This is a genomic window from Corynebacterium sp. (assembly GCF_012837295.1).
Lineage (GTDB): Bacteria > Actinomycetota > Actinomycetes > Mycobacteriales > Mycobacteriaceae > Corynebacterium.
Genome location: NZ_DURI01000001.1, coordinates 1 through 13,052, shown reverse-complemented (window position 1 = coordinate 13,052; position 13,052 = coordinate 1). Strand labels below are relative to the sequence as shown.

Sequence of the window (13,052 nt, the reverse complement as noted above, 5' to 3'; positions counted from 1 at the left end):
GCGCCGCATCCGACTGGGCGGGAGCGGCGCCCGCCTGCAGCGAAGGTGCGGGGCCGAAATGCCCGACCGGGGCCGCCACCGGTGCCGCCGCAGTCTCGTCCACGGCCCACGACGCACGGCCCGCATCCTCGCCGGAAGTCACCGGCGCCGTCGCGCTCGCGGCGGTGGCGGCGGTGGCGGCACCGTCGTTCCCGGAATCACCGTCGGCGTCGCGACGGTCACCGCGGACCAGCCGCCGGTGAATGTCCGCCGCCAGCTTCTTGTGCTGCGCGGGGAGAATCCTCTCGATCGCCTGGACGGAGGGCTCCCCCATCCGCACGATCGCCCGGAGGATGTACTCGGGCACTTCCGAAATCGCGCGGGACTTGTCGTCGTTCCCGGACAATTCGTTCACTTGCTTCCTCCACGTTTCGCGTCCGTCGGGCTCTCGCCCAGCTCACGCGCATCGAATTTCGTCATCACACCAGTCCATCGCCGAAGCCCGGCAGCGAGATTCCGGCCCTCCGCGGGCCGGGCTCGTCGACGCCGGCCTCGTCGCGCGGGAACACGGGATCCACCCGCCGCGGCAGGGGATCGTTCGACGTGACCTCGGAGGCGATCCACTCGGCCTGCGAAGTCCTGCCGTACTGCACGACGGTCACCGACTTCGACAGCGTGTTCACCGGCCCGTTGGCGGCCGACGGCTCGCGGTGCAGCGAACTGACTTCCGGGTCGACCTCGGTTCCGCCCTTGTTGTGGCCCATCGCGGTCATCGCCGATCCGGTGAATCCGACCCGCGAGTCGACGTCGAGCCCGTCGAAAAGCCTGTGGCTCGGAATCTCCTTCTCGACCCCGTCTTCCCACATGCGCAGGGTGCGCACGAGGGCATCGGCGTCACCGGAGCGCGACAGATCCTCCAGCGCCCGGGCCCACACGGCATCGGCTTCCCGGCTGCGGTCCAGCTCCTCGTCGACCGCGACCGTGGCGATGCGATCCAGCGGCGAGTTCGAACCACGGCCCATGGCGCCGTACAACTGGGAATCGTCGGGGATCATCACTCCGCTGGCCTGGACCTCGTCCCGTGCGGCCGTGATCAGGTTCTCGAGGGAATCCTCCGCCCACGACGGCGGGAACACCCGGTCCCGCAGGAGCTGAACCGCTTCCAGCGCACGGCGCTCATCGATGTCGGCTTCCGCGATGACCGTGGACCGGGGCAGACCCGCGTGCGGGATGCGCAGCGGCGCCTCCGCCTCGAGGGAAGAGCCGAAGGGGCTCGACAGCGCTCGCCCGAGGATCGCGCTCCACGACTGGTGCTGAGCATAGGAACGGGCGCAGCGCTCGACGTCGCCGATCGCGGTGCCGAGGTTTTCGGCGGCGATCCGCTCGTTGTGGGCGAGCAGGGTGCGCCTGGTGATCCGGTCGAAGATCCCGCGCTGGGCCCTGGCGAAGACCAGGAACTGGATCAGCAGCATCACCAGCGTGACCACCAGGAAGGCCAACAGGCCCCAATTCCAGGTCAGCGACCATCCGAGCCTCGGAATGCGGATGCCCGGCTCGTACTCCGCGACGACGAGGTAGACGGTGATCAACGACAGCACGAACCACAGCCCCGTCAGGATGCGCAGGGTGCGCGCCAGGCGGCGGCTGGCCTCGCCGTCGTCGCCGCCCAGGGCCTCGAGCTCCGCCTGGATCTGACGCAGCTGCTCGGCGCAGCCGGCCGCGCGCGCCCGTGATTCCTCCATGAACCCGGACAGTCGCTCGCCGATGCGCCAGGCGAAACTCGTGGAGTTGCGGCGCCTCCATTCGTCGAACCGCGACTGCAGGTTGAGCACGGATCGGTCGGTGGTCTTGTCCGCGACGTAATCCAGGGCTCCCGCGTAGGCCGCGGCCCCGTGCGGGTCGTAGGGGGCGATCGTCGTGTCGCCGAGGGAGTCGCCGAGCATCGACCGCAGCGTGTGGTGTTCTCCGTTGAACGTGTCGCCCGCATCGGGCACGGCCAGCTCGGGCCGTTCGACGACGACGCCGTTGCCGTAGTGGTCGCGGGGCGCGGCCAAGACGCCCTGCTCCCGCTCGCCGCCGTCGACGAGCGTCAGGCACGTGTTGGCGTAGGCGCGCCACATCAGCGCAAGGGACGGGGGCTCGCCGATTCGGATCTGGTCGTCGGCACGATCGAGCCGTTCCCGGAGATGGCTGCTGGCCGCGCCGATCTCATCGATCGATCCGGAATGCCGCGCGCCGGAGTGACGGCCGCAGACCACCTCGATCGCGGAATCCTGGCCATACAGCGTGTTCTGCACCATCCGCGCGAAACCCCGCTGGACGGTCGCGGATCCCGCCGCCACCCAGTCTCCGGGCGTGCCGATGACCGCCTTGAAGAAGAACGAGAAGAACCGCTTGAGCGTCTCCCACGCGCCGACCTTGGAGGACTCTGGATTCTGGCTGGGCCGGAGTTCGGACAAGAGGTAGGGCGCGGAGGATCGGGCGAAGCCCTCGGCCATCTTGCCGGTGATCTCGGCGTCGTCGTCCGCGATGGTGACGCGTCGGTTCCCTTCGCGGACGGGCTGCGGCACGCGCTCGGTGACGTCGAGCGTGCGCCGCCGGATCCCCGCCTCCATGTCCGTGGTGTCGATGCGCCGGTGATAGACGCGGGTCAGTCGCACGACGCCGCCTTCGCCGGAGGCCATCGCCCCACGGGGGCCGTCGAGGACCGGAGTTTCCGATGCCCCGGCCCAGAGCCCCGTCAGGCCGGCGACGGCGGGCGCCGCGTACCGGGCCAGCGCATCCGGGCCATCGGCGCGGCGTTGCGGATCCTTCGCGTCGGAGGGCGAGTCGGAGTCTTCCGGGGACAGCACCAGCGTCGTCCAGCCGACCATCCGCGCGGGGGCGGTCCGGGGCAGGGGCAGGCGGGGCAGGACCAGGTGAACGCGTTCGCTTGACGACGACAAGATGTCGTCGATCGCGTTGGTCCACCGCATCACGGCGGGAAGGTCGACGGTGGAACCGTGTTCGTCCGGCTCATCGAGCGCGACGAGGAGAACCCGTCGGCTGCCGTCGACGCGAAGCGCGTCGCTGACCCTCTGCAGACGGATCCGCACGCCCTCCGCCTCGTCGTGCTCGACTACCTCGATTTCGTTGCCGGCCGAGGCGGTGTCGATCCAGTGGAATCGGGTCACCAGGCCGAGGGTCGCCAAATCCACGAGGTTCGCGCGGATCGCGTTCGGCCCCGCGCCGTGCCCGAGGAAGATGATGATGTCCTTCATCAGATCAGACCTCCGCCGAAGCCCGCGGGGCGCGAATCATGGGTCGGGTCGTCGGCCCCGGTGATCAGCGGCTGCGGCGGCATGGCCGGCTCGCGGCCCCAGTTCTCGGCGAGCTTCGCGGCCTCTTCGAGCCGTTTCAGCAGATCCGCCGCCATGACGTCGACGTCATCCGCGAGGTCGCGGTACAGCGGCATCTCGGCGGCGATGCGGCGATCGACGACGTAGGACCAAGGGCGGTCGTTGCCGCGGGCGCCGGGCAGCGCCGATCGTCCCGCACCCGACAGGAAGTGGGACGCCTTCGCGCGGGCGCCGCGGAGGATCTCCTCGGCCTTCTCCTTGCGCTCGGCCACCGTCGAACCATGGGGCGACGCCCCCGTGTCACTCTGCGGGTCCTTCCCCGTGGCCAGCCATTCCGCCAGGAGCTTCACCACGGAATGATCCACGGCACCCGTCGTGGGGGCTTCCGCGCCATCGTCGTAAAGCTCCCTGAGCAGGCGGTACGGACGAAGCGAGTCGCCGATCCGGCCACCCGGGGGCGCGGACTGGACGTCGGCGTAGGCCAGCAGCACCGACTCGATCACCGCGGGCATCCAATCCTCGTTGCCGCGGAACTTGCTCGGGGGCGTCAGCAGCTTCGGCGGGAACGCCACCCATTCGTTGTTCGCGTCGTCGAAAATGTGGGCGGCCGCGTCGGCGGTGCCCAGCCCGGAAATGTAGATCCGGCCGGTGAGCACGCCGATGTGCCAGCCCGCGACCATCGCGCGACGCTCGTCATCGGTCAGCGGCAGCGCCGCCGGCAGCGGCCGGGCGCGGCGCAGCTCCCAGAAGCTCTCCGAGTTTCCGCCGCGGCCGTTCCAATCTTCCGCGATGTGCGGGAACAGCGAAGAGAACACCACCGGCGAGTAGTTCGGGTAGGAGCCGAAGACGTCGATGCTGAACACCCGGTTGTCGGTGGTGAAGGCCGACTCGAAGGTGGTGATCGTCGCCTCGTCGCGGGTGGTGTCGTTCTGGATGATCTCCGACAGGCGGGCTCCGGCCTCGAGGCCGTCGAGCGGGATTTCGGAGAAGTTGAAGTGGTACTGCTCGCGGCCGATGCCGTAGACGCGGTTCAGCATCTCCGACGACACGGCCGCGAGGGGCCGCGCCTGGTGCAGCGCCTTATAGAAGGCATCGTGCAGGCGGTTGACGCGGCCGTCGTACTCCGCGTCGTTCGAAGCCGCGTCACGCGACAGGTACGACCGGAGATCGACCCCGATGAAGTCGCTGAAGGGCTTCGCCGGGCGGGAAATCCACAGGCGGGTGCGCTCGATCAAATCGGCCGGGCGCAGACGGGGGTCGAAGGTCGCGGCGCGGGAATCGCGCTTCTCGCCCTGATCGTAGGGCGGGCGCGTGAGGTGCTTCGACACCCAACCCGCACGATTGCCAGGCCCGGATTCCGGACCGCTCGCCGGGCACAGGGTGTTGTTCGGGGCCTTGACGCCGCCCTGGGTGTCCCAATCGCCCATGATGATCTCCCGCGTGGCGGAGGAGACGGCCTGCTCGAAAGTGCGGAGGTCCGGCACCGTGGCGCGCATCGTGCCCAGCATGTGCGCCTCGTAATCGACCGGGAACTTGTCGGTTTCCGTGATCAGGATTTCGTTGGCGGAGCTGCGGAAGCGATCGTCGATCTTCTCCTCGCCGTCGCGGGGCCACGCGACCGGGTCGGAGGTGGCGACGTCCGCGAGATTGAGGTTGACGTCCTTGCGCTCGTTGTCGTGGTCAAGGTCCTTGTGGACGCTTTCCAGCGAACGCTTGAGCCGCATGAGGACCGATGCCCGGAAGTCGTCGAAGACGTCGGTGAGGATCTGCGCGACCTGCAGCAGGTGGTACTGGGTCAGCTGCATGCTGTAGCTGGCGGCAATGTTGTCCGCGATCTGCGCGGAATTGTTCACCGTGCCGCGGGCGTTGAGCGGCTGGAGCAACGTCTCGAGCTGCGGCGACGGCGCCATCGGGTTCATGCCCGCGGCCGCCTGCACGAAATTCTTGAGCTGAGGGACGAGCTGCTCCTGGAGCATCTCCGCCAGACGGTCGATGGTCTCTTCCACGAACGGCACGCCAAATCGGGACAGGTCTCGCTCGATCTCCGCGATGACCTGATCCGCGAAGAAGTCCGCGAACTTGTGGACGGTGGCGTACGCGTTGCCCGACAACAGCTGGTCGACGGGGCCGCCGAGCTCGGAGAGGCGACGGCGGACCAGGTCCGCCCAGTCCTTCGACTTCATCCCGTCGCCGGCCGGCAGGGTCTGGCGGATGTTCCGGACCGCTTCGTTGGCGGCGGGCGCGGAGAAGGAGGATCCGAACACGCTGCCCAGCCATGGGTACACGTCCGAAGCGCCCAGTCCCCCGACCATCTGGGAAGGCAGACGACACCCGGCGAGGAAGTCCGGCATCCGCTCGAACAGGCGCTTGTCCAGCTGTTCCTTGCCCGTCGACGGGTCGTCGGCGCTGAGGTGACCCTCCAGGAGCCTTTCGAACGACGACCGTGCGAGACGCTGCGCGGCGTACTCGGCGTAACGGTCGCGCCCCATCGAGAGCTGCGCGTACCCCATGGACCCCCAGGGGACGTCGTTCCAGCTGAACTTCGACGGCGAGCCCCAGCCGAGGATGGACCGGCTGCCCTCGATGGCGCCGGAGTTGCCCAGCGTGTACTGGGTGAACGACCCGAGCGCCTTGCGGGAGGTCATCAACGCCGCGAGCGCCCGGCCGAGGCCGCGGTAGATGGCCGCCGGCGAACCGTCGCCGAACTTGGACCGGTTGCCGCCCATGCGGGCGCCGATCGGGAACAGTCGAGCGAAGGACGAGCTCTTGGGGGTGACGGACAGCCCCATCGCCTTGAAGATCGCACGGTCATGGGCGGCCGAGGCGCCCGTCTGGGCGGCGAAGGCCTCGCCAAACATGGCCAGCGAGTTCGGCCACATTCCCCGGCGATCATCTTCCGAAAGGGATTCGAAGACCTCGGGGCTCATCATGAAGATCGCCGTGCGCGACGGCATGTTGCCCGGGAGCGTCGAAATGAGCCTGGCGATGTCGAACACCATCGACGCTCCGGAACCGCCCGCCATCGATCCGATGACCAGGGCGATCGGCTCGCTGTCGGTCACGTCCGAACGGCGCCCGGTGATCCGGTGGTTCAGCTCGTTGAGCTCCGCGTTCGTCTCCATGCGGTTGAGGCGGTCCATCGCCGAGCGGAGCCCGTCGTGGATCTTTTCCAGGTTTTGGATGGTCAACATGCGGCCGAGGGCGCGGCGCTGGCCGGCGCCGCGGTCGATCGGCAGATTGAGCGTCTCGGGTTCCGAGGTCGCCCACGTGGAGATCTCGCCGAGGGAGCCGGTGCGGGCGAGCTGCTGCGACAGACCCTGCTCGAATTGGTTGTAGTGGAGGCTGTTGCCGACGCTGACGTACTGGCCTCCGGACTGCGGAACGTTGGCGAGCCCCGCCGGACCGGGTTCGGCCGACAGCGGCGCGTCGACGGACACGAACTGCCAGGCGGCAGGGAGCTCGGTGCGCTCGGGGGCGACCTGGCGCAGGTACGCCTTCAGCTGGTCGATGATGTAGGCCTGGGTGACGGCGCCGGAGCCGCCGCAGCCGACCACGAGAAATTTCTCCACGTTCGATTCCTTATCGGGGGTTGATTGGTATTGAGTCGTTTATCGGTCGCCGTTGCCCGGGGGATTCCCGAAGCCACCGTCGGAACCGCCCCAGCCGGAGCCGCTCCCGCCGGAGCCTCCCCAGCCGGAATCGGAACCGGGATCGCCCCAGCCCGAACCGGCGGAAGTACCGCCGGTGCCGGAGTCGCCCCAGCCCGTTCCGGCGGAAGTGCCGCGGGTGCCGGAGTCGCCCCAGCCTGATCCGGAAGATCCGGCGCCGGACCCCGGAACGGCGCCCCCGGCGGGGCCGCCGAACTGGTTGTTCTGGTTCGGCTGGTTCGGGAACCCGGTGTGCGGAGGCTGCTGCATCGGCTGCTGCGGCGGGGTGCCCTGAGCGTCACCGCCGGAATCGCCCCGGCGGCCCCGCTTGGTCTTGGCGGCTTTCGGGCCCTTTGCGCGCTTCCCTTCGCCTCCGCCCGTCGGGGCGGACGCGCTCATGGTTTCCCGCAACCTGCCCAATCGGTCGGCGCCGTTGCGGCGGACGTCGTCGATGATCCGGGCCAGCCGATCGCGGGTGATGCCCTCGTCGGCCGCGACGATGATCGACGCCTGGATCGGCGCCTCCTGACCGGGCTCGCCGCCCATCGGGCCCATCGGGCCGAAGGCCCCCATGGGGTCCTGCATCCCCGACGGTTCGGCCGGCGGCATGGCCACCGCGAACCAATGGTCGTGGACGGCCAGCGGCAGACGCGCCGATCCGCCCGAGCGCTCGCCGGAATCCGAAATTGAATTCGGGCTCTCGGCCACCGCCTTCGGCGGTTCGAACGGATTCAGGCCCGTCTTCACGTCCACCCGCTCCCCCGCCAGCGTTATCGAACGGCCGCTCGAGGTGACCCGCGGTGCGGCGATGACCTCGTCGTAGGGCAGATCGAACTCGCCGCCCTTGTCGGTGCGCAAAACGGTCGTTCCGTCGAGAGTGACCGGAATGCGGACGGCGTGGATGCCGGGACGGGAGGGGATGCGGCCGGTGATGTACTTCATCAGGTACAGCACCCCGAGCGGGATGAGCAGGGCCAGCAGCAGCGCGAGAACGAGTGCGACGCCGAATGTGGCCTTGTCGATGGGGGCGCTCAGCGCGCCATCCACGCGCACGTCCACCGTGCTCTGCTCGCCGGACTCGGAATCCACGGCGACGACCGGCAGGGACGCATCCGTGATGGCGCGGTCGACGGCCGCCGCGGTGGTGGCGGAAATGATGATTTCCCCGGTTTCGCCGCGCTGCAGTACCAGCGGAGCAGATGCGTCGCGGTCGGCCGTGTACTCGACCGTCGCGTCGCCGACGGCGAAGGAGCCCGGTTCGACCCAGACGCTGCCGGGTCCCGCGACCTGCATGGTCGCGGTTCCCTCCGTGCCGTTCATGTCCAGGGTCACGGCGCCGGGCACCTTGGGCATCGTCGCCGGGGCGACGGAAACGTCCTTGGAGAAGTGCAGCGGCTGCAGTCGGGTCCCCGGCCGGCCGTCGACGCCGGCCGTGGTGACGGTCAGATCCATCTTCAGACTGCCGGCCAACGCCCCGGTGACCGCGTCCAGGGGGACGTCCAGGGTGCCGGACCGGATGTCGGCGTTTTCCACCAGCGTGACCGGGGGCTCCCCGTTGGCCGGTTCGATGCGGGCGGTGAAGCGCGCGTCTCCGTCGAACTGGCGGTTCCCGCCGTCCGGCCCCTCGATGGACACGCCGATGGTTTCGTCGTCGGACTTGGCCAGCGGGACTCCCGGCTGAGAACCGTCGACGACGATGCTCAAGCCCGGGATGATGTCCAGCTGGAACTCGTACCCGGCGTCATCGGATTGGCCGCCCTCGACCTGGTAGCCGAAGGTCCAGTTGCCGGCCCACGCATCGCCGCCGCGATCGAGATTGACCTTCACGGCCCCCTTGGCGCCATCGCCGCCACCCGTCACGGTGACGGGATTGCCGGCGACGTCCGAAACTCCCTCGGTCAGCGCCGTCGGCTCTCCTCCCGGCGGGGTCAGCACGGGAGTGAGGCTGCCGATGTCCTCGAGCCCCGCGCCGGTGGGAGTCACGCTGAGCTTCACCGGGCTGACCGAGTTGTCCAGCGTGAATTCGACAGAGTCGTTGATCTGCCGGGATTGCTCGAAACCGAGGCCGAGGGACGGCGCCATCTTCTCGAATGCCGCGGTCAGGGCGGACGCGTCGGCGGCGTCGATGTACGCGCCGTTGGCCGCCGATCCGGAGCAGCCGTCGTCTTCGGAGATCCTCCGCATGTGCGGCGCGGGGTCGACGGAACCGCTGGACAAACCAATGGTGAAGACCTGAATGCCGCTGGCCCGCAGACGCCCCACGGGTCCGTCGGCATGGCAGACCTGGTCCATGATCGCCTCGGGGGAAGAACCGTCGGCGGTGGGCTGGCCGTCGCTGAAAAACAGGACGGTGCGGCAGGGGCTCTCCCCGCCCTCGAAGGCCGCGGCCGCCCCGGACAGGCCTGCGGAATAGTCGGTCCAGTCCTCGTTGGCGCGGTCGGCGAAAGCTTCGATGTCGCCGTCGAGGTTGGTGCCGTCTCCGTCGGATTCGAGCGCGGTCCAGTCGGTGGCGGCGTTGTAGGTCCCGCCGAATCCGGCGAGGCGGATGTTGATGTCGCTTTCGGTGACCTCGGCGTATTCGGCCATCCGCGACACGAATGCCTGGGCGGCCTCGACGCGCTTGGCGTCGGGGTCCGTGGCCACATCCGTGCCCGAGCCGACGAGCGAACCGGACTCGTCCATGACCAGCAGAATGTCCCCGGACTTGGATCCGGCGATGCATCCCGCGAAATCGCCGAAGGCGGCGTTTTCGTCCTGTTCCTGGGCGACCGCGCCGGTGGCCCCCGCGGTCAGCGCCAGTGCGGCGATTCCCGCGGCTCCGATGATCCGGCGAGCGGCCCGGCCGGCGTTCCGTTGAGTGCGTTCGATCATCACGCGACCCCCAGCTTCGACGCCCACAGAGCGATTTCGATGGCGGTGACGATCACGGCCACCAGGCCGATTCCCGCCGCCGCCCGGTAGAGGGCGACTTGCCCGGTGCTGCCGATGTACGGCCCGGCGGCCTGCCTGCGGGTGTCCTCCATGAGGTGCATCCCCAACAGCACGAAGGTGACGATGCCCGCCAGCGCCCAACCCCCGAAGGCGAGCGCGGAGTATGCGCCGTCCGTGGGCGTTGCGGTGAAATACGCGACGAGGCCCAGGATCAGGCCGATGACCGCCGTCGCCGTGGCCGCGATGACCCACGGCCACGGGCCGGTGCCGTAGCTGGTGGCCGCATCGCCGTCGGACGAACCGGCCCCGTCGGGGAAGCCGCCGCCCGACTGTCCTTTGCCGAAGCCTCCGCCCGACGGTCCGTCACCGTTCCCTGAACCCGTGCCGAAGCCGCTGCCGAAACCGCCGGACGAGCTTCCCGCGGAGCCTCCGGCCGGAACGGAGCCGAATCCCCCCGATGCTTCGCCTGCGGACGGAGCACCGAAACCGGAGCCACCCCCGGCGGGCGCGGTGCCGAAGTCGGAGTCGCCCCGCCCGGGGGTGTCGAAGCCTCCGCCGGAGCCAGAGGGCGAGCCACCGAATCCGGAGCCCGGCGGACCGCCGAAGCCTCCTGACCCGGGCGTTTCCGAGTTTCCGAACGGTGAGGCCACTATTCCACTTCTCCTATTGCCAAATTATCCGCAGTTGATCCCAGGACTATGTAAAGCCGCAAACGCACCGTCCGCAACTCCTTGCCCTAACCATTAGGAGACCGGGTGACCCCGTTTTGTTCCGGCAAATCCCGCGTGGGCACCCCCATCTCACCTGTCCGGCATGATGGGCGCCCGGCGCGCGGCCCCCGTCGCATTCACCGGATGCTCCTCCCCGATCCAGCGCTCGCGCCCCATCGGGTACTCTCCATTCACATAACCGAATAATTCCCACGGGAGCGCCTACCGAACCGGCGCTGAGAGGGCATCGGGAATGCGGATGCCGACCGTTCGAACCTGTCCGGGTAATGCCGGCGTAGGAAAGGACCGCTATGGCGAAGCATGCCGTGAACCCCATGGACGAGGCCCGGGACCAGGTCACCACCGGCCCGGTTTACCGCTCCGAGAAGCTTTACGACGACGTCGTGTTCGATGGTTCGCCGTTCGATTCGGATGACGTCGTCCTCCGCATCCCGGCGCGCCGCATCAATCTCACCGATGGCACGCACTTCGACGCGTACGACACCTCCGGCCCGTACACCGAGACCGGCGCCGACCCGGATCTGCACGGTGGGCTGCCGAAGACGAGGAACTCCTGGCCGACCCCGGCTCCCGCGCCGGCGTCGTCGGAAAGCCCGGACCTGAAGGCGTCGACCCAGCTGGCCTGGGCGCGCGCGGGGATCGTCACCCCGGAAATGGCCTTCATCGCCGCCCGCGAGGACGCCGACGCCGAGCTGGTGCGTTCCGAGGTCGCCGCCGGCCGCGCGGTGATCTGCGCGAACAAGAACCACCCGGAGCTGGAGCCGATGATCATCGGCAAGAAGTTCGCGGTGAAGGTCAACGCGAACATCGGCAACTCGGTGGTCACTTCGTCGATCGCCGAGGAGGTCGAGAAGATGGTGTGGGCGACCCGTTGGGGCGCCGACACGATCATGGACCTGTCCACGGGCGCCGACATTCACGAGACCCGCGAGTGGATCCTGCGCAACTCCCCCGTGCCGGTCGGCACCGTGCCCATCTACCAGGCGCTGGAGAAGGTCAACGGTGACCCGGCGGCGCTGACGTGGGAGATCTACCGCGACACCGTCATCGAGCAGGCGGAGCAGGGCGTCGACTACATGACCGTCCACGCCGGCGTCCTGCTGCGCTACGTGCCCCTGGCCGCGAACCGCGTCACGGGCATCGTCTCGCGCGGCGGGTCGATCATGGCGGCGTGGTGCCTGGCCCACCACCGCGAGTCGTTCCTGTACGAGAACTTCGCCGAACTGTGCGACATCTTCGCCCGGTACGACATCACCTTTTCGCTCGGCGACGGCCTGCGCCCCGGCTCCATCGCCGACGCCAACGACGAGGCGCAGTTCGCGGAGCTGCGGACGCTGGGCGAGTTGACGAAGATCGCGAAGTCCCGCGGCGTGCAGGTGATGATCGAGGGCCCCGGCCACGTGCCCATGCACAAGATCGCGGAGAACGTCCGACTCGAGGAGGAATGGTGCGAGGAGGCGCCGTTCTACACCCTCGGCCCGCTGGCCACCGACATCGCGCCGGGGTACGACCACATCACCTCGGCGATCGGTGCGGCGATGATCGCGCAGGCCGGCACGGCGATGCTCTGCTACGTCACCCCGAAGGAGCACCTGGGGCTGCCCAACCGCGACGACGTGAAGGTCGGCGTGATCACCTACAAGATCGCGGCGCACTCCGCGGACCTGGCCAAGGGGCTGCCCCGCGCCCAGGAGCGCGACGACGCCCTGTCCAAGGCCCGCTTCGAATTCCGCTGGCACGACCAGTTCGCGCTGGCCCTCGACCCGGATACGGCCCTGGACTACCACGACGAGACGTTGCCGGCCGAGCCGGCGAAGACCGCGCACTTCTGCTCTATGTGCGGGCCGAAGTTCTGCTCCATGCGCATCTCGCAGGACGTCCGCGAGTACGCGAAGGAACACGGGCTCGAGACCGTCGAGGCGATCGAGGCCGGTATGGCCGAGAAGTCCGAGGAGTTCGAGGCGGCCGGTGGCCGCGTCTACCTTCCGCTGTCCGCGGAGTAATCGGAGTCGTCGCGCCGGGGCCCATGAGGCGAGCATCACCCCGGCGACCGGACTTTGTTCACCTTCCGTTCACCTTGTTTCCGTTAACAGGACACCTGGCCCGGCCAGACTGCGACGCACGCATACCCTCGGCACCCGCGCCGGGGAGCGTGCTCCCGCCCTGATGTCCGGGGCCCCCCCCCGAAGAGCCAGGAATCGAGAACCGATGACGACCTCCCCACGCCCGGGCGACGACGCCCGCGCCACGGCCACCGCCACGGCCGACCACCTCGCCGCCGGCCACGGTGTGGACGACGCCGCCAGCGACGTCCCCCACGGCATCCGCCGCCTTCCCAACTGGGTGCTGACCCTGCTGGCGATCGGCACCCTCTACATGCTGATCGTCGCCATCGGCGTCATCGGCGACGGCTTCAAGGGCCTGGG

The 13,052-nt window shown here is 69.0% G+C and carries 7 protein-coding genes and 1 riboswitch; of the genes, 2 read left to right on the top strand and 5 right to left on the bottom strand.

What is annotated here, in order from left to right; all coding sequences use genetic code 11:
- The 5 genes from GX015_RS00035 to GX015_RS00015 all read right to left on the bottom strand — a co-directional run.
- Positions 1-394 (bottom strand): hypothetical protein (locus GX015_RS00035; RefSeq protein ID WP_291341847.1); only part of this gene is annotated, 394 nt, incomplete at its 3' end.
- Between the two features lie 64 nt (positions 395-458).
- A complete protein-coding gene (locus tag GX015_RS00030; RefSeq protein ID WP_291341846.1) occupies positions 459-3,239 on the bottom strand; it encodes a hypothetical protein in 2,781 nt (926 codons plus the stop codon).
- On the bottom strand, positions 3,239-6,886 hold the full coding sequence (locus GX015_RS00025; RefSeq protein WP_291341844.1) for a tubulin-like doman-containing protein: 3,648 nt from the start codon (positions 6,884-6,886) through the stop codon (positions 3,239-3,241). The genes GX015_RS00030 and GX015_RS00025 overlap by 1 nt, the downstream gene beginning before the upstream one ends.
- A 39-nt stretch (positions 6,887-6,925) precedes the next feature.
- On the bottom strand, positions 6,926-9,835 hold the full coding sequence (locus GX015_RS00020; protein ID WP_291341843.1) for a vWA domain-containing protein: 2,910 nt from the start codon (positions 9,833-9,835) through the stop codon (positions 6,926-6,928).
- Positions 9,835-10,545, bottom strand: a complete 711-nt coding sequence (locus GX015_RS00015; RefSeq protein ID WP_291341841.1) for a hypothetical protein — start codon at positions 10,543-10,545, stop codon at positions 9,835-9,837. The genes GX015_RS00020 and GX015_RS00015 overlap by 1 nt, the downstream gene beginning before the upstream one ends.
- Before the next feature lie 262 nt (positions 10,546-10,807).
- Positions 10,808-10,924, top strand: a riboswitch (TPP riboswitch).
- Between GX015_RS00015 and thiC the strand changes: the two genes are divergently transcribed.
- Positions 10,917-12,629: a phosphomethylpyrimidine synthase ThiC gene (thiC, locus tag GX015_RS00010; protein ID WP_291341840.1), complete on the top strand. Its 1,713-nt coding sequence runs from the start codon at positions 10,917-10,919 to the stop codon at positions 12,627-12,629. It overlaps the preceding riboswitch by 8 nt.
- 205 nt (positions 12,630-12,834) lie before the next feature.
- A partial coding sequence (locus GX015_RS00005) for a hypothetical protein (RefSeq protein WP_291341838.1) occupies positions 12,835-13,052 on the top strand: 218 nt, incomplete at its 3' end.

Excerpts from the sequence above, each read along its gene's own strand:
- thiC (WP_291341840.1), top strand. The coding sequence starts at position 10,917 with ATGGCGAAGCATGCCGTGAACCCCATGGACGAGGCCCGGGACCAGGTC.
- GX015_RS00020 (WP_291341843.1), bottom strand. The coding sequence starts at position 9,835 with ATGATCGAACGCACTCAACGGAACGCCGGCCGGGCCGCTCGCCGGATC.
- GX015_RS00030 (WP_291341846.1), bottom strand. The coding sequence starts at position 3,239 with ATGAAGGACATCATCATCTTCCTCGGGCACGGCGCGGGGCCGAACGCG.